This window comes from Stenotrophomonas sp. 610A2 (assembly GCF_030549615.1).
Lineage (GTDB): Bacteria > Pseudomonadota > Gammaproteobacteria > Xanthomonadales > Xanthomonadaceae > Stenotrophomonas > Stenotrophomonas pigmentata.
This window is the reverse complement of the sequence record NZ_CP130832.1, coordinates 4,502,361-4,525,880: the sequence shown is the minus strand read 5'-3', so window position 1 is coordinate 4,525,880 and position 23,520 is coordinate 4,502,361. Positions and strand designations below refer to the sequence as shown.

The 23,520-nt window shown below is 65.6% G+C and carries 21 protein-coding genes; 14 read left to right on the top strand and 7 right to left on the bottom strand.

What is annotated here, in order from left to right; all coding sequences use genetic code 11:
* Positions 1-40: 40 nt before the first annotated feature.
* Together Q5Z11_RS20080 and Q5Z11_RS20075 are read left to right on the top strand one after the other, a co-directional pair.
* Positions 41-2,110 carry a tetratricopeptide repeat protein gene (locus Q5Z11_RS20080; protein WP_303748030.1) on the top strand — a complete coding sequence of 690 codons (2,070 nt, stop codon included), beginning with the start codon at positions 41-43 and terminating at the stop codon, positions 2,108-2,110.
* 13 nt (positions 2,111-2,123) lie between these two features.
* A complete protein-coding gene (locus Q5Z11_RS20075; RefSeq protein ID WP_303748029.1) occupies positions 2,124-2,735 on the top strand; it encodes a YbhB/YbcL family Raf kinase inhibitor-like protein in 612 nt (203 codons plus the stop codon).
* Between the two features lie 174 nt (positions 2,736-2,909).
* Here Q5Z11_RS20075 and Q5Z11_RS20070 read toward each other — a convergent pair whose 3' ends face one another.
* Positions 2,910-3,734 (bottom strand): META and DUF4377 domain-containing protein, encoded by an 825-nt coding sequence (locus tag Q5Z11_RS20070; RefSeq protein WP_303748028.1) that lies wholly within the window; start codon positions 3,732-3,734, stop codon positions 2,910-2,912.
* Between the two features lie 83 nt (positions 3,735-3,817).
* Entirely contained in the window at positions 3,818-4,612 is a 795-nt protein-coding gene (locus Q5Z11_RS20065) for an undecaprenyl-diphosphate phosphatase (protein WP_303748027.1), read from the bottom strand.
* Positions 4,613-4,824: 212 nt separating this feature from the next.
* On the opposite strand from Q5Z11_RS20065, the gene glnA reads away from it, so the two are divergent.
* The 3 genes from glnA (at position 4,825) to Q5Z11_RS20050 (ending at position 8,467) form a co-directional block, all read left to right on the top strand.
* Positions 4,825-6,234 carry a type I glutamate--ammonia ligase gene (gene glnA, locus Q5Z11_RS20060; RefSeq protein ID WP_282269691.1) on the top strand — a complete coding sequence of 470 codons (1,410 nt, stop codon included), beginning with the start codon at positions 4,825-4,827 and terminating at the stop codon, positions 6,232-6,234.
* A gap of 379 nt (positions 6,235-6,613) precedes the next feature.
* Positions 6,614-6,952, top strand: a complete 339-nt coding sequence (locus Q5Z11_RS20055) for a P-II family nitrogen regulator (RefSeq protein ID WP_282269689.1) — start codon at positions 6,614-6,616, stop codon at positions 6,950-6,952.
* Between the two features lie 90 nt (positions 6,953-7,042).
* Positions 7,043-8,467, top strand: coding sequence for an ammonium transporter (locus Q5Z11_RS20050; protein ID WP_303748026.1), 1,425 nt, complete (start codon positions 7,043-7,045; stop codon positions 8,465-8,467).
* Between the two features lie 120 nt (positions 8,468-8,587).
* On the opposite strand, the gene Q5Z11_RS20045 is transcribed toward Q5Z11_RS20050, so the two are convergent.
* Positions 8,588-8,809, bottom strand: a complete 222-nt coding sequence (locus Q5Z11_RS20045) for a DUF6500 family protein (protein WP_303748025.1) — start codon at positions 8,807-8,809, stop codon at positions 8,588-8,590.
* A gap of 234 nt (positions 8,810-9,043) precedes the next feature.
* Between Q5Z11_RS20045 and Q5Z11_RS20040 the strand changes: the two genes are divergently transcribed.
* From Q5Z11_RS20040 to Q5Z11_RS20015, 6 genes are all read left to right on the top strand, one after another.
* Entirely contained in the window at positions 9,044-9,790 is a 747-nt protein-coding gene (locus Q5Z11_RS20040) for an N-acetylmuramoyl-L-alanine amidase (RefSeq protein ID WP_303748024.1), read from the top strand.
* 28 nt (positions 9,791-9,818) lie between these two features.
* Positions 9,819-10,874: a two-component system sensor histidine kinase NtrB gene (locus Q5Z11_RS20035; RefSeq protein WP_303748023.1), complete on the top strand. Its 1,056-nt coding sequence runs from the start codon at positions 9,819-9,821 to the stop codon at positions 10,872-10,874.
* A complete protein-coding gene (gene ntrC / locus Q5Z11_RS20030; protein WP_303748022.1) occupies positions 10,867-12,309 on the top strand; it encodes a nitrogen regulation protein NR(I) in 1,443 nt (480 codons plus the stop codon). The genes Q5Z11_RS20035 and ntrC overlap by 8 nt, the downstream gene beginning before the upstream one ends.
* Positions 12,310-12,476: 167 nt before the next feature.
* The gene (locus Q5Z11_RS20025) at positions 12,477-14,981 is read left to right on the top strand and encodes a serine/threonine-protein kinase (protein ID WP_303748021.1); all 2,505 of its coding nucleotides are present in this window, start codon (positions 12,477-12,479) and stop codon (positions 14,979-14,981) included.
* 119 nt (positions 14,982-15,100) lie between these two features.
* Entirely contained in the window at positions 15,101-15,673 is a 573-nt protein-coding gene (locus tag Q5Z11_RS20020; protein ID WP_303748020.1) for a superoxide dismutase family protein, read from the top strand.
* A gap of 58 nt (positions 15,674-15,731) precedes the next feature.
* Positions 15,732-16,346, top strand: a complete 615-nt coding sequence (locus Q5Z11_RS20015) for a superoxide dismutase family protein (protein WP_303748019.1) — start codon at positions 15,732-15,734, stop codon at positions 16,344-16,346.
* A 125-nt stretch (positions 16,347-16,471) separates the two neighbouring features.
* Here Q5Z11_RS20015 and Q5Z11_RS20010 read toward each other — a convergent pair whose 3' ends face one another.
* Entirely contained in the window at positions 16,472-17,359 is an 888-nt protein-coding gene (locus Q5Z11_RS20010; protein WP_303748018.1) for a hypothetical protein, read from the bottom strand.
* A 90-nt stretch (positions 17,360-17,449) separates the two neighbouring features.
* On the opposite strand from Q5Z11_RS20010, the gene Q5Z11_RS20005 reads away from it, so the two are divergent.
* From Q5Z11_RS20005 to Q5Z11_RS19995, 3 genes are all read left to right on the top strand, one after another.
* Positions 17,450-18,745 (top strand): acetyl-CoA C-acetyltransferase, encoded by a 1,296-nt coding sequence (locus Q5Z11_RS20005; RefSeq protein ID WP_303748017.1) that lies wholly within the window; start codon positions 17,450-17,452, stop codon positions 18,743-18,745.
* A 222-nt stretch (positions 18,746-18,967) separates the two neighbouring features.
* Positions 18,968-19,999 (top strand): hypothetical protein, encoded by a 1,032-nt coding sequence (locus tag Q5Z11_RS20000; protein WP_303748016.1) that lies wholly within the window; start codon positions 18,968-18,970, stop codon positions 19,997-19,999.
* A gap of 136 nt (positions 20,000-20,135) precedes the next feature.
* Complete coding sequence (locus Q5Z11_RS19995) at positions 20,136-20,684, top strand: hypothetical protein (protein ID WP_303748015.1); 549 nt, start codon at positions 20,136-20,138, stop codon at positions 20,682-20,684.
* A 32-nt stretch (positions 20,685-20,716) separates the two neighbouring features.
* Here the strand turns inward: Q5Z11_RS19995 and Q5Z11_RS19990 are convergent, their stop codons facing one another.
* Genes Q5Z11_RS19990 through Q5Z11_RS19980 form a run of 3 tightly spaced genes read right to left on the bottom strand, consistent with a single transcriptional unit; the run spans position 20,717 to position 23,430 of the window.
* Positions 20,717-21,151, bottom strand: coding sequence for a hypothetical protein (locus Q5Z11_RS19990; protein ID WP_303748014.1), 435 nt, complete (start codon positions 21,149-21,151; stop codon positions 20,717-20,719).
* 42 nt (positions 21,152-21,193) lie between these two features.
* Positions 21,194-22,456, bottom strand: coding sequence for a heme biosynthesis protein HemY (locus tag Q5Z11_RS19985; protein ID WP_303748013.1), 1,263 nt, complete (start codon positions 22,454-22,456; stop codon positions 21,194-21,196).
* Complete coding sequence (locus Q5Z11_RS19980) at positions 22,453-23,430, bottom strand: uroporphyrinogen-III C-methyltransferase (RefSeq protein ID WP_303748012.1); 978 nt, start codon at positions 23,428-23,430, stop codon at positions 22,453-22,455. Before Q5Z11_RS19980 ends, Q5Z11_RS19985 begins: the two co-directional genes overlap by 4 nt.
* Positions 23,431-23,520 lie beyond the last annotated feature (90 nt).

Sequence of the window (23,520 nt, the reverse complement as noted above, 5' to 3'; positions counted from 1 at the left end):
TGCCCGCTACAATGCGGGTTTGCGCTAACGCTGGACCGCCATGCAAGACAAGATCACTGAAGCCCTGCGCCGTAATGCCACCGACGAGGCCGTGTCCCTGGCCCAGGCATGGGTTGGCGCCGAACCGCAGCACGCCGCCGCCCACCGCTGGCTGGCGCTGGCATTGCAGCAGCAGGGCCAGCTGGAGCAGGCCCAGGGCAGTCTGGAAACAGCCTTGGGCCTGGCCCCGGATGACGCCGCCCTGCATCTGCAGCACGCCGGCCTGCTGCTGGCGCAGCGCCAGATCGATGCCGCCGGGCAGGCGCTGGACCGCAGCACCTCGCTCAATCCCAATGAATTCTCTGCCTACCTGATGCAGGCGCATCTGGCGCTGGCCCGCGGTGATGTCGACGAGGCCGACCGCCTTGGCCGCATGGCCGCGCGTGTTGATCCGGACAGCGCCGAGTTGGGCGCGATCGAAGGCATGGTCGCGCTGCGTCGCGGTGATGCCGACCGTGCGCTGGCCATCCTGTCGGCTGCCAGTGCGAGGTTGCCGGACGATGTCCGTGTGCTGTACGCGCTGGGCTTCGCGTATCTGGAAAAGGACATGCTGGCCTTCGCCGAGCAGGCGTTCCGCCGCGTGATCGAATTGAACCCAAGCAACAACGCGCTGCGCGGCATGGTGGTGCAGCTGGCCCTGCGCCAGGGCCACGCCGACCGCGCCGCGGAGATGATGCGCGAAGTGCTGGCCACGGCGGAGGGGGATACCCCCGGCCTGCGTCGCATGGCCGGCGAACTGGAATTGGTGTCCGGGCAACCGCTGCAGGCGCTGGAGCATCTGCGCCCGTTGCTGCAGCAGGTGCCGGGCGACCGTGCCACGCTGCAGATGCTGCTGATGGCCTGGCAGCGCCTGGGCCGCGACGAGGAAGCCCGCAGCGAGCTGGATGCCGCAGTGCAGGCGAACCCGCAGTTCCACGATCTGTGGATGGCGCGTCTGGCGGTTGCCCAGGTCGGCAGCGAAGAAGCGGTCGACGTGGTCGAGCGCTGGTTGGCACAGATGCCCGAGCATCTGCCGGCGCTGGAAGCGCGGATGAGCCTGCATGACATGAACGATCAGGCCGAAGAGGCCGAAGCAATCGCCCAGCACATCGTTGCACTGGAGCCGGGCCGGGTCAGTGGCGAGCAGCGCATTGTTGAAGCACTGCTGCAGCGCGAGCCGAGCGCAGCGGTCGCGCATGTGCAGAGGCTGGTGGACAACGCGCCCGAGCAGGCGCGCGCGGCCGTGCGCACCTGGCTGGGCGCCACCCAGGACCGCGCCGGCGATCGCGCCGGTGCACTGGCAACCTGGCTGCATGTGCATGCGGAACTGGCACCCACCCGCCTGCCGCTGCCGCAGCAGGCACGCGCACCGGCCGAATGGCCGGCGCTGGGCGAGGTCGCCGACGACAATCCGGTGCGGCCGATGTTCCTGTGGGGTGCGCCCGGCTCGGGCGTGGAGCGTGTGGCCACGGTGATGGCGGCCGGCAGCCGCGTGCTGCGTGGTGATCGCTTCGGGCCGACCCCGCCCGTAGATGCTTTCCAGAACTTCCTGACCCTGCAGCGCCTGGCCAACGACGAGCTCAGCCCGGAGCAGCTGGTGCAGCAGTGGCGCGAAGCGCTGCCTGCCCGCGGCATCGAAGACGGCAACGTGATCGACTGGCTGCTGTGGTGGGACAACGCGCTGTTGTGGGCGCTGCGCCCGCAGCTGCCGGAAGGCCGCCTGGTCATTGCCCTGCGTGATCCGCGCGACATGCTGGTGGAGTGGCTGGCGCTGGGTGCACCGGCGCCGTTGGCGCTGACCTCGTCCAGCGAGGCCGCACAGTGGCTGGCACGCGCGCTGGCACAGATCGCACTGCTGCATGAGCAGGATCTGTACACGCACATGATCATCCGCACCGACGACGCGGTGAACGACCCGGCAGCGATGGGCGCATTGCTGGAGCAGGCCTTCGGCCTGCGTTTCCCGGCCGTGCGCAGCCTTGGCCCGGGCACCGTACCGGCGGGCCACTGGCGCAATTACGCGCAGGTGCTGGCATCCGAATTTGCAGTGTTGACCCCGGTCGCGGTGCGCCTGGGCTATCCCGAAGCCTGATCAAGGAGCAATGATGAAACTGGACAGCCAGAGTTTTCAGAACGGCCAGCCGATCGCGGCCGAGTTTGCCGCCGGTGATGCCAATGGCTTCGCCGGCAACCGCAATCCGCAGCTGGCGTGGAGCGATGTGCCGGCTGGCACGCGCTCGTTCGCGCTGATCTGCGTGGACCCGGATGTGCCGACCGTGGCCGAGCTGGTGGGCCGTGACGACGTCAGCATTCCGCTGGACCAGCCGCGTGCCGACTTCGTGCATTGGGTGATGGTGGATGTTCCTGCGGAGCTGCGCGAAATCGCTGCCGGCAGCTGCAGCGACGGTTTCACCGCGCACGGCAAGACCCAGCCGGCCGGCCCGGCCGGTGCACGCCAGGGCATCAACGATTACACCGGTTGGTTTGCCGGCAATGCGCAGATGAGTGGCACGTACTTCGGTTACGACGGTCCGTATCCGCCGTTCAACGACGAACGCCTGCACCGCTATTTCTTCCGGCTGTTCGCGCTGGACCTGGAGCGCCTGCCGGTCGACGGTGCATTCACCGCCGCCGATGTGCATCGCGCCATGCAGGGCCATGTGCTGGCCGAAGCGTCGGTGCATGGCACGTATACGTTGAACAAAGCGCTGGCCTAGATCGGTAGTGCCGAGCCATGCTCGGCAGAGGCTTTCCCGGTATTGCCCCAGCCGAGCATGGCTCGGCTCTACAGGTGAGGCTTTACCGGAATGCCCCAGCCGAGCATGGCTCGGCTCTACAAAACAGCAAGGGCGCCTGACGGCGCCCTTGCTGTTTGCGTAAGCCCTTCGGGCTTACTTGGCCGTTTCCGACATCACCACCATGTCCAGCACATAGGCCTGCGACGGTGCATCCGCCGGCGGGTTCTTGATCTGGTAGCGCTTCAGGCGCAGCACGTTGCGCACGCCCGGCTGGTGGGTGTAACCCTCGATGTTGCCGTAGAAGTTCTCGAAGGCACCGCGCTTGCCCTGTTCCAGGCCCTGCTCGTTGTACTTCACCTCACGCACCTGCAGGCAGGTGGCGTCCTTCATCAGCGGGTGCGGGCAGGGCTTGGTCTGCGGCTCAACTTCCATGAACACCGTCTCGCCCGGGCCGCCGTAGCGGGTTTCAGCGGTCGGCTCGGCGCGGAAGCTCAGCACGTCGCCGGACGCGGTGACCAGGGTCAGTGCCGAGGCATCCAGCGCACGCACGGTCAGCTTGCCCTGCAGACGTTCGCTGATCAGGCCGTCAACCGCCATCAGCGGGCCCTGGCAGGCCTTGTTGGTGGACATCAGGCTGCCGACGGTCAGGGCATCGGCTTCCAGCGTGTAGCCGCCACCGATGTTGTTGCAGGCGTTGCTGACCGACAGACGGTTGTCCTTGAAGTCCAGGGTCAGCGGCTTGTCAGCCTGCACGAACAGGCCGTCGATGCGCTTGCCGCTGGCGTCCACGGCGTTGTCCAGCAGCCAGTGGTTGGCGCCGAGCTGGCTGGCGTCGATGCTCGCCGTTGCTGCGGCAGGTGCGGCGGCCGCTGCCGTGGCTGCAGGAGCGGCCGTATCGGTGGCGTCCTTGGCGGCCGGCGGGTTGCTGCAGGCGGTCATCAGGGCGAACGGCAGGGCCAACAGGAGGATGCGCTTCATTTGGAACTCCTTGGGAGCGTGGAAAGATTCAGGGCGATAAACGGACCGGCGCGGGCGCCGGGGTCAACTCCGCAGTGACGCATTCAGTTTCCAGCAGGCAAAAACAACAGCAGGCCGATGCCCAAGGCGATCCGATACAGGGCGAAGCCGCTGAAGGAATGACGCTTGATATAGCTCAACAGCCATTTGACCACAATGAAACCGGTGACCACGGCGGCGGCGAAGGCCACGCCGACGTCGGTCCAGTTCTCGCTGCCAAGCTTGCCGTCCTTGGCCAGTTCCAGGAAGGCATAACCGCTGGCGGCGAACATGGTGGGGATGCCGACCAGGAAGACGAACTCGGTGGCCGCCGAACGCCGGCTCAAGCCCAGCAACATGGCCAGGAAGATCGCCGCAGCCGAACGTGAGGTGCCGGGGAATACGCCGGCCACCACCTGCGCCAGGCCAACGGCGATGGCTACTTTCCAGGTCACCGTTTCGCTGTCGGGCATGCGTGCGGCAAAGCGCTCGGCGATCAGCATCCAGACGCCGCCGATGACCAACGCCCAGGCCACCGGGGTAACGGTTTCGGGCAATTCCCAGCCGGCAAGGCGCACCGGCAGGCCGACCAGGGCGGTGACCAGGAAGGCCACGCCCAGCTTCATCACGTAGTCGCGGTTTTCGTGCTGGTTCAGGCCGGTGGCCAAGGACCACAGGCGCTGCCGGAACACCAGGGTGATGGCGATGATTGCGCCGGCCTGGATGATGATGTTGAAGAAATCCGAGCGTTCACCCAGCCAATGCTGGGCGATCAGCAGGTGGCCGGTGCTGGAGATCGGGAGGAATTCGGTGAGGCCTTCGAGGATGCCAAGGAGCAGGGCGGAGAGCAGGTCGGACATGGAAGCGGATTGAGAGGAGTCGGGCACAGCATAGTCCATTGTGCTTTTCGCACCCGAACGGTGCATGACGCACCAAATGCACCAGCGTGGTGCGCACATAAGGGTGCAAGTGCAACCATTGCCATTTAAAAACAAATGCTTACGTCGTTTTTAAAGTTGGCACGGCGTTTGCTTTAATACACACATTCTTCATCCATCCGAGGTTTCACCCGATGTCCCTGGAAAACGTTGAGAAGCTGATCAAGGACAACCAGATCGAGTTCATCGACCTGCGTTTCGTCGACATGCGTGGCATCGAGCAGCACGTGACCTTCCCGGCGTCGATCATCGAGCCGTCGCTGTTTGAAGAAGGCAAGATGTTCGACGGCAGCTCGATCGCCGGTTGGAAGGGCATCGCCGAGTCGGACATGGTGCTGATGCCGGACCCGGCCAGCGCCTACGTTGATCCGTTCTACGCCGACCCGACCCTGGTGCTGACCTGTGACGTGCTCGACCCGGCCACCATGCAGGGCTACGGCCGCTGCCCGCGCGGCATCGCCAAGCGCGCCGAGTCGTACCTGAAGTCCTCGGGCATCGCCGACCTGGCGTTCTTCGGCCCGGAACCGGAATTCTTCATCTTCGATTCGGTCCAGTTCGCCAACGACATGGGCCACACCTTCTTCAAGATCAACTCCGAGGAAGGCTCCTGGAACACCGGCAAGAGCTATGACGGCACCAACACCGGCTACCGTCCTGCGGTGAAGGGCGGTTACTTCCCGGTGCCGCCGACCGATTCGCTGCACGATATCCGCGCCGAGATGTGCAAGGTGCTGGAAAAGGTCGGCATCGAAGTCGAAGTGCACCACCACGAAGTGGCCAATGCCGGCCAGTGCGAGATCGGCGCCAAGTTCAACACCCTGGTGACCAAGGCCGACGAACTGCAGCGCATGAAGCACGTCATCAAGAACGTTGCCCACCGCAATGGCAAGACCGTCACCTTCATGCCCAAGCCGCTGGTCGGCGACAACGGCAGCGGCATGCACGTGCACCAGTCGCTGGCCAAGGGCGGCGCCAACCTGTTCTCCGGTGACGGCTACGGCGGCCTGAGCCAGATGGCGCTGTGGTACATCGGCGGCATCTTCAAGCACGCCCGTGCCATCAATGCCTTCGCCAACTCCGGCACCAACAGCTACAAGCGCCTGGTTCCGGGCTTCGAAGCACCGGTGATGCTGGCCTACTCGGCGCGCAACCGTTCGGCCTCGTGCCGCATTCCGTGGGTGTCCAACCCGAAGGCACGCCGCATCGAAATGCGCTTCCCGGATCCGATCCAGTCCGGCTACCTGACCTTCACCGCGCTGATGATGGCCGGCCTGGACGGCATCAAGAACCAGATCGACCCGGGCGCACCGAGTGACAAGGATCTGTACGACCTGCCGCCGGAAGAAGAGAAGCTGATCCCGCAGGTCTGCTCCTCGCTGGACCAGGCACTGGAAGCACTGGACAAGGACCGCGAGTTCCTCAAGGCCGGCGGCGTGATGAGCGACGACTTCATCGATGCTTACATCGCGTTGAAGATGAAGGAAGTCACTGCGTTCCGCGCAGCGACCCACCCGCTCGAGTACCAGCTGTACTACGCAAGCTGAGTCGACAAGCTGATGTAACGGCGGCCACCGCGTTGCGCTGGCCGCCGGCAACACCAGGTGTAGTTTCTAGCTGTTTTTAGGCGGCGGTGGCGTGGACCCTCCCCCTCCCATCCGCGTTCATCGCCGCCGCCTTTGTTGCTGGGGAGCACACAGGCAAAGCAACAGCCAGCAACACGCCTGCAGGGGCAAGAGAATCCGAGCGCGCGGCATGGGCCACTCCTCCCTCCCGCGTGGTTGCGGTCGCCGGCAGCAATGCCGGCGGCAACAGCCAGGCCCATGATGCGTTCGGCGCAACAGCCAGCGGCCACACATCGGCCGGTGGAAGACACGATGCCGGCCCGCAGCCGCAGGCCGGTCTCCTCCACATCGGGACATGCGCATGAAATTAATCTCCGCGATCATCCGTCCATTCAAGCTCGACGAAGTGCGTGAAGCCTTGGGCGCCACAGGCGTTTCCGGCATCACCGTCACCGAGGTCAAGGGCTTTGGACGGCAGAAAGGCCACACCGAGCTGTACCGTGGCGCCGAGTACGTCGTCGATTTCCTCCCCAAGATCCGCATTGAAACCGCCGTCACCGACGACAACGTCGAGGCGGTGATCGAAGCCCTGCAGGGCGCAGCTGGCACCGGCAAGATCGGTGACGGCAAGATCTTCGTTACCGCGCTTGAACAAGTGGTGCGTATCCGCACCGGCGAAACAGGCGCCGACGCGCTTTAAGAACCCGCTACCGACCCGTCCTCCGGCGGCAGCGACCGCCAGGTGACAACAGGTCGCTGGCAGGTTCCACCCCCACAACCGGAGTCGACAATGCGAACGGAATTTTTCACCGGGTTGAAAGCCCGGCTCGGAGGCCTGTGCCTGTCTTTCATGCTCACCGCGATGCTGCTGGGCATGTTTACCAGCAGTGCCTGGGCACAGGACACGCAGGCGCCACCTGCAGCTGCCACTGAAGTGGCGGCCGCGCCGGCAGAGGCTGCAGCCGCACCTGCTGCTGAAGCAGAAGCTGCACCCAGCTTCGACAAGGGCGACGTGGCGTGGATGCTCACCGCCACCTTGCTGGTGCTGATGATGGTGGTGCCCGGCCTTGCGCTGTTCTATGGCGGGCTGGTGCGGGCCAAGAACGTGCTGTCGGTGCTCAGCCAGGTGCTGGTGGTGTTCTCGCTGGTGCTGATCCTGTGGGTGGCTTACGGCTACAGCGCGGTATTCAGTGCGGGCAACCAGTTCTTCGGTTCGTTCACCGAATTCGCCTTCCTCAAGGGCTTCACCCCGGACTCGGTGGGCAATACGCCAATCGCCGGCCTGCCGGACTTCCTGTTCGTTGCCTTCCAGTCGACCTTCGCCGGCATCACCACCGCACTGATCGTCGGCGCCTTCGCCGAGCGCATCAAGTTCCGCGCGGTGCTGCTGTTCTCGGCGCTGTGGTTCACCCTGAGCTACATCCCGATGGCGCACATCGTCTGGGGTGGTGGTTACCTCGGTGAGATGGGCGCGATCGACTTTGCCGGTGGCACCGTGGTCCACATCAATGCAGGTGTTGCCGGCCTGGTGGCGGCTTGGTTCGTCGGCAAGCGCCTGGGCTACGGCCAGACCGCATTGAAGCCGCACAACCTGCCGCTGACCTGGATTGGCGCGATGCTGCTGTGGGTGGGCTGGTTCGGCTTCAACGCCGGCTCCGCTGCCGCCGCCGACACCGTTGCCTCGCTGGCCTTCATCAACACCGTGCTGGCAACCGCAGCAGCCGTGCTGGGCTGGACGCTGGTCGAAGCCGTCACCAAGGGCCATCCGTCAGCGTTGGGCGCCGCTTCCGGTGCCGTGGCCGGTCTGGTTGGCGTCACCCCTGCATGCGGCACTGTCGGTCCGCTGGGCGCCATCGTCATTGGTTTTGTCACCGGCATCGTCTGCGTCTGGGGCGTGACCGGCTTGAAGCGTCTGCTTAAGGCCGACGACACCGCCGACGTGTTCGGTGTGCATGGCGTGGGCGGTATCGTCGGCGCCATCCTTACCGGCGTGTTCAGCGCACAGTCGCTGGGCGGCACCAAGGTTGATCTGGATATCGGCCACCAGGTGTGGGTGCAGGTAGTCAGCGTCGGCTTCACCGTGCTGTGGTCGGCCGTCGTCACCGCCGCCATCCTGCTGGTGGTCCGTGCATTGGTTGGCCTGCGCGTCAGCGAAGAAGCAGAGCGCACCGGTCTGGACGTCACCACCCACGGCGAGTCGGCTTACGAGGCCTAATCGCTTCAGCCCTGATCCCGCAGAAAACCAAAGCCCCTCTCCCGCTAGCGGGAGAGGGGTTGGGGTGAGGGGAGCTTTTGAGGCATTACCGGTAAGGCCCCTGCCGAGCATGGCTCGGCACTACAGCCGCTCTGCCAATACCAACGCCTTCACCTTCTCAGCTTTCTCAAAATGATCCAGCCGATGGATCTGGATCCACCAGGTAGCCGCTTCCATCAGCAGCTCGGGATCATCGTTTCGATTCGCAAAAAACGCATAGAACGACAACCCAACCGTCGCCCCCTTCGCCGCGATCTTGGCATCGCAGACCGCAACGATTTTCTGTTTCAGTGAATCACGCATTGCCGCTCCAGCAGATCGATGAACCACCCATCTGCATAGCCTAGCCACATCGGCCAGCCATCCCCAGCGGAAAGCGTTTTGGACATGCAGCGCATGTTCCGTGCCGGCACCACGTCGGCTCCCCAACTCCCTGAGCAGGCCCTCCAATGCACGCAAGCCACATCGCCGCCGTCATCGGCCCAGTTGTCGTTCCATGCCCGAGCGCACTTGCAATGCCGCGCCCGGCAACGTGCAATGTCCCCCATGAAGACCAAACTGCTGCTGCCGCTCGCCCTGTTGGCCACGCTGACTGCCTGCACCTCCACGCCGGAGCGCAATCCGCTCGCGCACTGGGTGCCGTCGCCGAACTACAACGATCGCCAGCCGGTGCTGATCGTGCTGCACCACACCGAGCAGGATTCGGTGCAGGAAAGCCTGGACACGCTGCGCAGCGCCAACAGCGGCGGCAAGGTCAGCTCGCACTACCTGGTCGGCAGCGATGGTGAGCTCTATCAGCTCGTGGCCGATGGCGAACGCGCCTGGCATGCCGGTGGTGGGCGCTGGGGTGGCTTCAGTGATCTCAACTCGACGTCGATCGGCATCGAGATCGACAACAACGGCGACACACCCTTTACCCAACCGCAGATCGCCAGCCTGCTGCGCCTGCTCGACGATCTCTGCAAGCGCTACAACATCCCGCGCAGCCAGATCATCGGCCACGCCGACCTGGCCCCGACCCGCAAGGCCGACCCCAGCCGCTACTTCCCGTGGCAGCAGCTGGCCGAAGCCGGCTTCGGCTTGTGGCCGGACCCAACGCACGGCCCGGCACCGGCTGGTTTCGACAGCTGGATGGCGATGCAGGCCTTCGGTTACGCGCTGGATGATCGCGCTGCCGCTGCGCGCGCCTTCCACCGTCGTTTCCGTGGCAGCGACAGCCTGCCCGCCGAACTCGACGCCGAAGACGCCCGCATCCTGCATTCCCTGTTGTTGCAGAAGCAGTGATCGGCCTGCTTTGCACTATATTGGTGCAATGACCGACGCCGATTTCTCGCCCACCCCGGAGTTGCTGGCCACGCCGCTGGTCTGGAGTGGTGTGGACGGGCGCATCCAGGGTGCAAACCCCGCGTTCTGCCGTTGGCTGGGGGTGAGCGTGCGGCGCCTGCTCGGCCAGCCGCTGGTGTCGCTGGAAGCGCAGGGTGAGGTTCTGGCGCAGCGCCTCGCCAACCCGGCCACCGACCTGACCCGCCTGCCGCGGCTGACCTTGGCCCTGCCAGGAGAGACGCCGCGCTTCGCCGATGGCTGGTTGAGCGCGGTGGAGCAGGGCGGTTGGCTGCTGGAAGCGCATCCGGTGGACGAGTTCCAGGGCACCGACCCGGCGCAGGTGTTGCCCGGCGCGTTCAGCGCCGCCTTGAAAGGGCTGGCCCACGAACTGCGTAATCCGCTGGCCGGCCTGAAAGGTGCCGCCCAGCTGCTGGCACGGCGTGCGACTGGCCGTGATGCCGATGAGCGAGAACTGATTGAATTGATCGGCGCCGAGATCGAGCGCCTCAATACCTTGCTGGAGCAACTGCTGTCACCAGCACCGCAGCGTCCGCATGCGCCGCTGAACATCCACGCCGCGCTGGAACGCGTGCTGCGCCTGGTCGAGAACGAAGCGGGCTGGTCGGTACGCCTGCTGCGCGATTACGATCCCAGCATTCCCGAGTTTCCCGGCGATGCTGGCCGCCTCACCCAGGCTTTGTTGAACCTGGTCCGCAACGCCATCCAGGCCGGCGCCACCAGCGTCACCTTGCGCACCCGCGTCGAGCACGGCCTGCGCATCGCCGAGCAGCCTTATGCCCTTGCCTTGCGCTTGGAAGTGGCCGACGACGGCCGTGGCGTGCCGGAAGAACTGGCCGAGCACCTGTTCCTGCCGCTGGTCAGCGGTCGCGCCGAAGGCACCGGGCTGGGCCTGGCCTTGGCCCAGCAGGTCGCACGCGAACACCGCGGCACCTTGAGCTACCGCTCGCGCCCCGGCCACACCGTGTTCACCGTGCTGCTGCCGTTGCCCGCCGCCGAGGAAGTGCCGGAGGTGGGCGATGCATAAGTCGACACAGGCCGCGACCGTCTGGGTAGTCGATGACGACCGCTCGGTGCGTTTCGTGCTGACCACCGCCTTGCGCGATGCCGGCTACACGGTGGAAGGTTTCGATAGCGCTGCCGCTGCATTGGGCGCGATGGCGCGGCAGCCGGTGCCGGATCTGCTGTTCACCGATGTGCGCATGCCCGGTGACGACGGATTGGTGCTGCTGGACAAGCTCAAGACCGCGCATCCGCAACTGCCGGTGATCGTGATGTCGGCGTACACCGATGTGGCCAGCACCGCTGGCGCATTCCGTGGCGGTGCGCATGAATTCCTGTCCAAGCCCTTCGATCTGGACGATGCGGTGGAGCTGGCGCGGCGCGCGCTGCCCGAAGCCGAAGAACTGCCGGAGCCGGTAGCACTGCCACCTGCGGCAACGCAGAAGGAAGAAGGGCCGCCACAGCTGATCGGTGACACACCCGCGATGCGCGCGCTGTTCCGCGCCATCGGCCGTCTCGCGCAGGCACCGCTGTCGGTGCTGATCAATGGCGAGACCGGCACCGGCAAGGAGTTGGTGGCCAACGCCTTGCACCGCGAGTCACCGCGCGCAAAAGGCCCCTTCGTTGCGTTGAACACCGCGGCGATTCCGGCCGAGCTGTTGGAAAGCGAATTGTTCGGCCACGAGGCCGGTGCCTTCACCGGCGCGACCAAGCGCCACATCGGCCGCTTCGAGCAGGCCGACGGCGGCACCTTGTTCCTCGATGAAATCGGCGACATGCCGCTGGCGTTGCAGACGCGATTGCTGCGCGTGCTGGCCGAAGGCGAATTCTTCCGCGTTGGTGGCCGCGAGCTGATCCGCGTCGATGTGCGCGTGGTTGCGGCTACCCACCAGGATCTGGAAACGCTGGTCGAACAAGGCCGCTTCCGTGCCGACCTGCTGCATCGGCTCGACATGGTGCGGCTGTTGCTGCCGCCGCTGCGCGAGCGCCTCGGCGACGTGCCGCAGCTGGCCGAGAACTTCCTTGCCAACGCCGCGCGCCGGCTCGACATGCCGCCAAAGCGCCTGTCTGTGGCCGCAGTGAAAGCGCTGCGCGAACACCATTGGCCGGGCAACGTCCGCGAACTTGAGAACGTCTGCTGGCGTCTGGCGGCTCTGGCTGTCGCCGATACGGTGTCGGCCGAAGACGTGCAGGCCGCCTTGAACCGCGGCGGCCGTGCCGCCGGCAGCACGGTGGCGGTGGCCCCGCAGCACTGGGACAAGGCCTTGGCGGCATGGGCCAGGCAACGTCTGGCCGAAGGCGCCAGTGGCCTGCATGCCGAGGCACGTGAGCGCTTGGACAACGTGCTGCTGGAAGTGGCACTGGACTTCACCGATGGCCATCGCGCCGATGCCGCCACGCGGCTGGGACTTGGCCGTAACACCGTTACCCGCAAACTCGGGCCCGGCCGCCGTCGTTGAGCCGCCTGGGTCCGCCCAACCCAGCTGAATGGGGGTATGTATACTCGGCTCCCCATGGAGGCCACGATGGCGTTGGCGTATGGGAGTGCGCTTATGAACCCTTGTTTCTACCCGCATTGCGGCGCTGCAACGGCGTCGTACGCGTGGTTCCATGAGCAGGCGTCCATATGAGCGACGTGGTGGCCCGACGCATGTTGAGCGCCGAGGCATGGAGCCGACTGGTCGAATTGTTCAGTCAGGCGACCGATCTTCCGGAAAGCGAGCGCATCGATTTTGCCTATGCACAGACGGATGATGCGCCGGAGTTGCGACAGGAGCTGCTGGCGCTGATCGCTGCTGACGAGGACGCGACACGAAGGCTGCGTGAGCCGCTGCAACGTGCGGTGGAAGTGTTGCTGCAGGCGGATGAGGCCAACATCGCCGCAGGTACCCGGTTTGGGCCGTGGTCGGTGCAGCGGGTGATTGGCGTAGGCGGTATGGGCCGGGTGTACCTGGCGCAGCGGGCCGATGGTGCCTATGAACGTGAGGTCGCGCTCAAGCTTGTGCGTTCGCAGGCATTGAGCGAACGTCGCCACCTGCACTTCGAGTACGAATGTCGCTTGCTGGCCCAGATGCAGCATCCTGCCATCGCGCAGATCCATGATGCCGGCATCGACCCGGAGGGGCGTGCCTACCTGGTCATGGAATACATCCAGGGCCAAGCCATCACCGATTGGTGCGACCAGCACGCATTGAGCATGCGCGAACGCGTCGAGTTGCTGGTAAAGGTCGCCGAAGGCGTCCAGCACGCGCATCAGAAGGGTGTCATCCATCGCGATCTGAAGCCTGGCAATGTGCTGGTATGCAGCGTTGACGGGCAGGCGATGCCCAAGATCATCGATTTCGGCATCGCCGTGGAAGCCGAGGGCGCGGAAACCAGCGGCGCCGGTGGTACACCGGGCTACATGAGTCCCGAGCAATCCCTGCCGGGTAGCGATGTCGACGCCCGCAGTGACGTGTATTCGCTCGGTGCGATGCTCTACGAGCTGGCCTGCGGCGCGCGGGCTGGTGCGCCATTGCTGCAGGAACCTTCGCAGCAATGGCGCAATCTCACGCCGGAGCGACAGCAGCAGCTGGCCGCCGCGCGCGGAAGCAAGCCCGCACAGCTGCTGCGGGATCTGCGCGACGGTCTCGACGCGATTGCCATCAAGGCGTTGCGCAACGAGCGAGCAGATCGCTATGCGTCGGTGTCATTGTTGCTCGAAGACCTGCGTCGTTGGCTGCGCCACTATCCGCCACAGGCGGCAGGCCGGACCGGCCTGCTGGCGCTGCGCAAGTTCGTACGCCGCAATCGGCTGATGGTCTTGGCTGCAGCGGTTGTCGTTGCGGTACTGCTGGCGGGCCTGGTAGCCACGGCCTGGTCGTTGCGCGAAGCGCGCCAGGAAGCAGCACGCGCAAAGGTGTCTTCCGGATTCCTGGCCTCGGTGCTGGACAGCATGGACCCTGCCATGGCCGAGGATCTGGACAAGACCCTGATGCTGCGGGTTCTGGAGGATGCGTCGCGGCGGGCACCGCAGGATCTGTCTGCCTACCCGGACACGCTTGCGGACATGCGGCTGATCATCGCCATCAACCAGATAGTGCTGGGTGAATACGATCGCGCCATCGACCACCTGGAAGCGATACGTAAACTCGCCGACAAGCACCCTGGGGTATTGGAGCTGCAGCGCCTGCGCGCATTGCAGGTGCTGGGTGACGCCTATGTGGGAAGCGACAGGTACACCGAGGCGCAAGCGGTATTGGATGAGGGTATCGCCAAGGCACGCGCTGGCGATCCAGCGCACCTCTGGCTGGCCTACGACATGCAGTCACGCCTGTCCTGGGTGCGCTTCGTGCAAGGAAAGGCGCCCGAAGCACTGGCGCTGGCCAAGGAAGCGTTGGATGGCTTCATCCGTATCGCCCCCGCGGATGACCAGCAACGGCTGGATGCGGTCAAACGTTATGCGAACCTGCTGTCCACCAGTGGTGATTACACCCAATCCATCGCCCTGATGGATGATGTGGTGCGGCGGCGCACACACATCAATGGACTGGATCATCCACTAACCCTGGTGGCACGACGTGATCTGGTGACGACACGGCTGCGCATGCGCGATTTTGCCGGTGCCGAGCCTGAACTCCGGCAGTTGCTGGCCGCCTACGAACGAATCTATGGCCCCGACAACGGCTACCCCATCGGTGTGCGTGGCATGTTGGGCAGCGCATTGCGTGAACAGGGCAAGGTACAGGAGGCGGGGCCGCACTATCGCGCGACCATGGAATGGAACGCTCGCCGGTTTGGTCCGGAATCGCAATCGACCGTGGTCGCACGGCACAACCACGCCAACTGGCTGCTGGCGGCTGGACAGGCCAGTGCATCGCGGGACGAGCAGAGAGCCCTGCTTGCCATTGCAGATCGCAGCCTGGGCCGCGCCAACCACGTCACCGCGGAAATCCTGCGAGGCCTGGCCGAGGCAGAGCTGGCAATGGGGGAGCGCATCAACGCGCACGAACATGCCAGCGCGGCGCTAGCCGCAATGCGTGAAGTCTATGGTGACCAGCACGAAGGCGCGCTGCGCGATGTGCGGGCCACATTGCAGAAGGTGGAAACAGCGGCGGAGAGTGTGGTTCCTGTGTTGGGCGGAGCCGACTGAGTGGAACCAACACTCGACCGCTTCGCCACAAACAGGCATCGTTGGCACGATCTGTCTACAGCAACACCCTGCCATGCCAGGCCACGAGCCTCGTCGGCACGTATTCAAAGGAGTTCCCGATGCGTCAACGCCTGCTTCTGCTCGCCGCCGCCAGTACCTGGCTGCTGGCGGCCTGTGGTACCAGCCCGCGTACCAAGCCCGAGCCGCCACCGCCGCCGGTGGCCACGGTCAGTACCGCCAGGATGGCCGAAGCCAATCTGGCACCGGCCTCGGCCAGTCTGGTTAGCGGTCGTCTGGCCTTGGTGCCGGAAGCCGGTGGCGTGCATATCACCGGCGTGATTGGTGGCTTGCCGCGCGGCCAGCAGGCCGCCTTCCATGTGCATGAGAAAGGCGATTGCAGCGCGGTGGATGCCAGCAGCGCCGGCGGCCACTTCAACCCGGGCATGCAGCAGCACGGCCGCGCCGCTGCCGGCGCGCATCATGCCGGCGACATGGACAACCTGCAGGCTGACGCCAAGGGTGTAGCCAACGTGGATGTTCATCTTCGCGGCGTTACCCTCGGCGGTGGTGCTGCAAATGACGTCGCCGGGCGCGCACTGGTGGTACATGCGTCAGCCGACGATTACCGCAGCCAACCGGCCGGCAATGCCGGCGCTCGCGTCGCCTGTGCGGTGATACGTGTGGTGCGCTGAGCGCGCCAACCCGCAAGTCCAACCCGGATTCGATCCAGACCAGCAAGGGAGTCAACCAATGCGACTGATCCACACCAGCCTGTTCCTCGCCAGCGCCCTGGCCCTCACCGCCTGCAACAAGGGCGCAGAGCCCGACGCGGTGCCGGCCGACAGCATCGCCCCAACGGCCGAGACCACACCGGCTGCAGACCCGGCTGCACCGCCGGAACTGGCCAAGCCGATCGCAACCGCACAGCTGCAGCCGACCAAGGACAGCACGGTCGCCGGCACCATCAACTTCAGCCTGGTCGATGGCCAGTTGCGTGCCAGCGGCGATATCACCGGCTTGAAGCCGGACAGCGAGCACGGCTTCCACATCCACGAGAAGGGCGATTGCAGCGCGCCGGACGGCACCAGCGCAGGCGGCCACTTCAACCCGGGCAGCAGCGAGCACGGCAGCATCAGCACCGCCATGCATCACGGCGGCGACATGCCCAACATCAAGGCCGACGCACAGGGCAACGCGCATATCGATGGCCCGGTGGCGAGCAACGTCAACGTCGGTGTTGGCGATGGTTTCGACATCGTCGGCCGCGGCCTGATCGTCCACGCCGAGCCGGACGACTACAAGACCCAGCCGACCGGCAATGCCGGTGCACGTCTGGCCTGTGCGGTGATTGCCAAGGCGCAGTGACTGACTCCCTCCCTTTCGCGCAGCGAAGGGGAGGGCTGGGGAGGGGGGCTCTTGCTTCTGCTTCACCCCGCTTCAAAACAAAAAAGGCCGCTTACGCGGCCTTTTCAGCATTCACCAGCGCGCACTCAATGCGCCAGCAGTGCCTTCGCATCCTGCCCGGCATTCACGTGCACATACAGCACATCGATGCCATGCGCTTCCAATACGGCGGCCATCTGCCGCTGGCGCATCATGTATTGCTCGTACACGCGCTGCAGGCGATCGCAGTCGTTTTTGTCCTGCGCGTAGTGGGCGCACCAGCCGGCCGGATCAAACAAGGCCATCCGCACTTCGCCACCGACGTAACGCAGCAGCGGTTCAGGCGATGCTTCCAGCCATTGTTCTTCGTTCGGCGCGAACATCGCCGTTTCCAGTATTGGCCACAAATCGGCCAGGCCCTGGTTGTCGTACTGCATGGCCATCATCGCGGCCAGGTCGTTGACGGTGAAATAGCGCGCGTGTTCGATCTGCGCGGCAAAGCTGTTCTGTGCCAGCAGCGCGGTGTCCGGTTGTGCCATGCCATTGGCTAGCAAGACTTCTTCCAGCGCATCACGCACTTCATGGCGCACCGCCGCTTCACCGCCAGCCAGCACGAACGGCAGCAGCCGCAGCGCGCCACCGGTCAGCGCAGGATCGGCCTGCAGTGGCAACGGGATCTCGCCATTGGCATCGGCACCGAACGCCAGCAGGCGCGCGCCGTGGTTGCGGCCGGGGGCGCGCATCTGCAGTTCTTCCAGGCGCCGATGAATGGGCAGGCCGGGGCGCAGCACTTCGGCCGGGTCGAAATGCGCCGCGGCGAAAACCAGGTCCAGCTCGCTGACCTGCGGGACCAGCTTGGTCAGGTCGCGGCCTATCAATGCCACCAGTTCGCCAGCCTGCTCGGAGCCCAGGGCCGCCTTGCCGGGCTGCTCGCCGCCAGCCAGTTCCAATGCCACTACGCCAAGGGCGTTCACGTCGGGGTTTGAATTGCTCATGATTCGCGGTTGGCCCATCACGGCCTCGAAGCTACACTCAACACCATTATGCCTGCTATCGCGTGCAGGCCACTTTGAACACTCTTTCCCATGTCAGGTACCCGCATGCCCAGCGCTCGACCCGTCGCCATCCTCGGTGGTGTCCGCATTCCGTTCTGCCGTCAGAACACCGCTTATTCGGACGTTGGCAACCTTGGCATGTCGGTCCGTACGCTTGGGGCGCTTGTTGAACGGTTCGGCCTGCATGGCCAGCAGTTGGGCGAAGTGGCGATGGGCGCGGTGATCAAGCATCCCAGCGACTGGAACCTGGGCCGCGAGGCCGCGCTGTCGTCCGGCCTGTCGCCGCTGACCCCGGGCATCACCCTGCAGCGCGCCTGCGGTACTTCGCTGGACAGCATCATCACCGTCGCCAACAAGATCGCCCTGGGGCAGATCGAGTCCGGCATCGGCGGCGGTTCGGATACCACCTCCGACGTGCCGATCGTCTACGGCAAGAAGCTGCGCGCGCGCCTGCTGGCCGCAAACCGTGCCAAGAGCACCGGCGACAAGATCCGCACCCTGCTCAAGGGCTTCAAGTTCTCCGAGCTCAAGCCCGAGTTCCCCGGCGTGGCCGAGCCGCGCACCGGCAAGAGCATGGGTGACCACTGCGAGGACATGGCCAAGGAATGGAACATCTCGCGTGAAGCGCAGGACGAATGGGCGGTGTCCTCGCACAAGAAGCTGGCTGCCGCTTACGAGCGCGGTTTCTTCAGTGACCTGATTGCACCGTTCCGTGGCGTCGAGCGCGACAACGTGCTGCGCCCGGATACCTCGCTGGAAAAGCTGGCCACCTTGAAGCCGGCCTTCGACAAGGCCTCTGGCCGCGGCACCCTGACCGCCGCCAACTCCACCCCGTTGACCGATGGTGCCGCCGCGGTGCTGCTGGCCAGCGAGGAATGGGCACGTGCACACGGCCATGAGCCGCTGGCCTACCTGCGTGATTCGCAGGTTTCGGCAGTGGACTTCGTGCATGGCGAAGGCCTGCTGATGGCGCCGACCACCGCCGTGCCGGAAATGCTCAAGCGCAATGGCCTGACCCTGCAGGATTTTGATATCTATGAAATCCACGAGGCCTTCGCCGCGCAGGTGCTGTGCACGCTGAGCGCCTGGGAAAGCGAGGACTACTGCCGCAACCGCCTGGGCCTGGATGCAGCGCTGGGCCGTATCGATCCGGCCAAGATCAACCCGCTGGGCTCTTCGCTGGCCACCGGCCACCCGTTCGCCGCCACCGGTGCCCGCATCATCGGCACCGTGGCCAAGGAACTGGCCGCACGCGGCGGTGGCCGCGCACTGGTCTCGATCTGCACCGCCGGTGGCATGGGCGTGGTCGCCATCGTCGAGCGCTGATGCGCTTGTGATGCGCTTGTAGTGCCGACCCATGGTCGGCTGAGGCGTTCCCGGTAATGCCGCTTGCCGACCATGGGTCGGCACGACGCGTGGTCGCATTGTTGAGCGTAGCTGCAGCTGTTGTAGTGCCGAGCCATGCTCGGCAGCGGCGTTCCCGGTGATGCCCCCTGCCGACCATGGGTCGGCACTACAATGTCTGCCTACCAAAGGATGGGGCGGGGCATGAAGCGCATTGCGATTGGTTTGGCTGTGCTGTTGGCAGGATGGGCGGCGCCAGCCGCCGCGATGACTTTCATGACGGTGGAGCATGTCTGCCCGATTGGTGGCGAACGCTTCAGTGCGCAGGAAATGGGCTCGGGGACGTCGTTCGGCCACTTCCTTGACGGGCGCGTGTATGGCGCCATCCAGTCGCCCTGGCCACTGGTGTCGTGCCCGGGCAACGGCTTTGTCATCTACAAGGACGACTACAGCGCCGACGAGATCAAGCGCCTGACCGCCGTGGTCAACAGCGACGAATACCAGCGCATGCGCGGTAGCGAGACCAGCTACTGGTTGCTGGCGCGCTTGTTCGAAGCCGTCGATGCGCCGGCGAGGGAGCGTGCCGGGGTGCTGCAGAGGGCGACCTGGCAGGCCTCGCCCGAGCAATACCCGCGCTATGTGCAGGCGGCTTCGGCAACGCATGCGCAGCAATGTCCGGATGCGCGTGCCGCTGCCGAGCGTGATGAGTTCTGGCTGTACTGCCAGATGCTGCTGGGCGAATGGGAGCGCAGGTTGTCGCGCTTCGATGCCGCGCGCGCGCGTTTCGAGCGATTGCAGCCATTGCCGGAGCGTCTGGTGTCGAGCCCGGACCGCGAACGCGCGCGTCGCCAATACGTTGCCGAGATTGCACAGCAGCTGCAGCTGATCGCCGACAACAGCGCGATGAACACGATGGCGGTGGATGTGGATGCACCGCCGGCCAAAGACACGGCAGGGGAGTCCGCTGCGCGCATTGTCGGCAACCCGGTTGCTTCGCCAGAGGCAGCGCAGGCGGCAGCAGATACCGCTGCAACGGCGGCAGATGCGTCAGTCGAAGCGGCAGCCGCTGCAGCAGATGCCGCTGCAGATGCCGCTGCAGATGCCGCTGCAGATGCCGCTGCAGATGCCGCCTATACGGGTGGTATGACCATGGATGCAGCTGCCGCCGCAGCCGCCGCGGCAGAAGCAGATGCAGCCGCAGCAGGTGCCGTCGGGGCGACATCGAGCAAGCGCTGAGTGGCGTTGTTCTGCAGGCTGCCCGGCGGCGGTATTCCTGACGTGTGGAAAGCGCCAGCGACCGCATGCGATGCCGGGGACGTAGATGCGGGTCGCTGGGGAGGGGCCCGTTCGAATCTCACAGGGGGTGTAACGAATGGATGAGTTCAACCCGTATGCTGCGCCGGAGGCCTTGCCGCCAGCGCTTGCCATCAGCAGCCCGGAGGACGGGACCTGCTGGCGTGATGGCGATGAGTTGCTGGCAGTGCCACACAGCAATCTGCCTCGTTACTGCGTCAAATGCGGACAGCCTGCGGTGGAATACCGCAAACGCAATTTCCATTGGCATTCGCCATGGATATACCTGCTGATCCTGCTGCACTTCCTGGTCTACCTGATCGTCGCGCTGGCGGTGCGCAAGCAGGCCGTCCACCACGTCGGCCTGTGCGCTGCACATCGCAGGCGGCGGCAGAACTTCATCATCATGGCGTGGTCGTCGCTGCTGCCCTTGTTTGGCTGCTTCCTGTTCGACAGCGGCGTGGCGATCGGCCTGGGCATCCTGAGCTTCGTGGTGATGCTTTTCTGGGGATTGATCGGCATGCAGATCCTCAAGCCCAGGAAGATCGACATCAAGCTGGCGGTATACCGCGGCGTATCGACCACGTTCCTGGCGCGCTTGCCGCGTTATCCGTATCGCCGCGACTAGTTGCCGCCGGTCGCGAAGCCGGGGCAGGCACGTCAGTCCTCGGCGGTCTGCGAGTGGTCCAGCAGGAACTGGCTGATGGCCTTGCGCAAGGGCAGGTCATCGGTGCGCTGTGCCAATGCATCTGCCTTCAAGGCATGCGCGTGCGCGGCCTCGGCATCGCCCAGGTTGGAATGGCGCTCGGCCAGTGCCAGGCAGATTGAAGCCTCATAGCTGATCGCCTGTGCCGCATTGGCAAGCAGCAATGCGCGGTTGTAGTGCGCGATGGCGATGCGGTCATCAGCAGTGAAGTCGGCCAGCGTTTCCCACAGGAAGGGATGATCGCGGCCGTCGGCGGCAATCGTGTCGCAATAGGCGTGCAGTTGTGCATACAGCGATGCACTGGCGCCATTCTCGCCGCCCTCGCAGGCATCGAGGATGGCATCGGTCAGCGCGACCACGCGCGCGTGGATGTCCGGGGGTATGTTCATTGCTGCTCGTTACGGAATGTGTTGCTGGGTTGGCGCAGGCGTTCAGCCGGGCAGACGCGGGAGGCCATGCGCATCGCGCTCTTCGGCCACGGCCTGGTCCTGGATCTGTTGGCGCAGGTCGCGGCGCTGGATCGGTGAAGGCGCTTGCCCGCGACGCTGGCGCACCGCATTGAGCAGGCACTGCGTGGCCAGCGCCTCGTCATTCTGTGCAGCGAAGACCTCGCCCAGTGCTTCCCAGGCGTCCGCCCCTGCATCCTGGGCAATGGCCCGGTGCAGGAACTCCTCGGCCTGCGACCATTGGCCCTGGCCCACCGCCATGCGTGCCAGCCCGAGCAGCAGGGCAGGGCTGGAGGGATGTGACTGCAGCCAACGCTGTGCGCTGGCGCGGCGCGAATCGAACTTCTCCACCGGCAGCTGCGTGTACAAAGCGACCAGCGCTTCGTCCCAATGGCTGTCCAGCGTCTGTTCGATGCTGCGCAGGGCAACGTCGGTCCAGTTCAGCGCCACCGCGCGCTGTGCATAGTGCGATACCGCCTGCGGGCTGACCCGCAGCGACTTGGGCAGGACTTCCCAGCGCGCAGCCAGTTCATTGACGTCGCTGGCTTCGTCGAGCATCTGCAGGGCGAGCCTGGCTTCCAGATCGGCAACGGCGGCCGGCGGCAGAACCTGTTGCTGGCGCAGCGCACCGAGCTGGCCGAACGCCTCTTCGGCGCGGCCACAGCGTTGCAGTGCCTCGGTACGCAACCACAGGCCACGTGGCGGCAGCGGCTGCAACGCAGGCAGGTCCAGCGCGTTGATCGCTTCCAGCGGCTTGTCCAGCTGCAGCCAGCGCTCGGCGCTGTGCAGCGCATGCAGGTGCGGATCGGCGTCGGCCAGTTGCTGCAGGTGTTGGCCGGCGCTGCTGTTGTCCTCGCGCGCTTCGGCGGCGCGCATTGCCGCGACCAGCGCGATCGGGCGCACGGCTTTTTCAGTTGCGGCGTTCTGCAGCAGTTTCTCGGCGCGTTGCCATTGGCCGTTATCCAGTGCCTGCAGGCCATCGATCAGGCGCGCGCGGCCCTGCTTGCGGCGGTGCCGTGCCCAGGCGCGGAACGGAGTGCTGACCAACGACCACAGCAGCCACAGCAGCAGCGCGGCGATCAGGATTGCCAACGCCGCCTGCGGCAGGGTGGCGATGTAGTCGTGGTCGCCGGCGCGGACGATCACTTCACCGAGGGCGCGCACGGATTCCTGTCCCAGCCATTGCGCGCCAAAGATGCCGGCCGCGGCGACCAGCAATACCAGCAACAGGGAACGGAAGGCCTTCATGGTGCGTCCTTGGCGGTGCGCGTGCTGCGCAGTTGCTGCAGGGTGCTGCCGAGCTCGGGCAGGTTGGGGCGCAGTTCCACGCCGCGCATCTCGCGCAGTTCACTGCGGCGCTGCTGACGTTGCGGCGAATCCGGCCACAGCCGCTGCAGCCACGCGTCACAGCGGTCCAACGCCTGCTGCCAGGCCTTGTCGTCGCCACGCTCGAGGGCGGCGCGGGCCAGGCTCAGTTCGATCTGCAGCGAATCATTGGCGGCGATGCGCTCGGATCGGGCAACCAATACCTTGCCGTCGGCCGGGCGGATCTGCACCAGCGGCGACAGCATCTGCTGCCACCACGGCTGCTGGCTGTCGGCGGGTACCTGCAGGTGTTCGGGCAGACGATCAAGTTCGCCGGACCAGTGCTCGAGCTGGGCAGCGGTGCGGGCGCGCACGCCCGGGCCCAGTGCGTCCAGCGCGTTGCGCTCCTGGATCAGCGCCTGGCGCAGGTTGATGTAATCGGGGCTGTCGATGCCTTCCAGCGCGCTGGCGGCCAGTGCATACAGACGACGGGCACCGTCCAGGTCGCCGGCAAAGGTCAACCGTTGCTGGGCCTGGTTGAGCAGCAGTTCGGCTTCTTCGCGGCGCACGGCCTGCGCGCCCTGGCGCGAGCTGTCGGCCAGCTGGGCGAGGTTTTCTTCCAGCAAGGCGTTGCGTTGGCTCAGCCCCAGCACTTCGTCGCGCAGCACGCGGTTGGTGGCGGCGGCGTCCTGGATGCTGCGGGAATTGGCGCGCTGGTCGCGGCGCAGGGCTTCCAGCCCCTGCTGCACGGCGCTGAGCTGCTGGATGGCGCTGTCGCGGGCCAGCTCCGCCTGCTGCTGGCGCGTCTGCCAGTTGTGCCAGCCAAACCAGCCAGCGGCGCCCAGCGCGGCGATCGCAATCAGTGGCAGGAGCCAGCGCAGTGGGCGGCGCGGTTGAACGGGTGCGACATCATTCATCGGGGGGCAACATCCTTGGCGGGCGAGGCCACGACACAAGGGTGACCACGCAATTGGTGCAGGCAAAGCATCGCCCGCGCGCTGCATGCC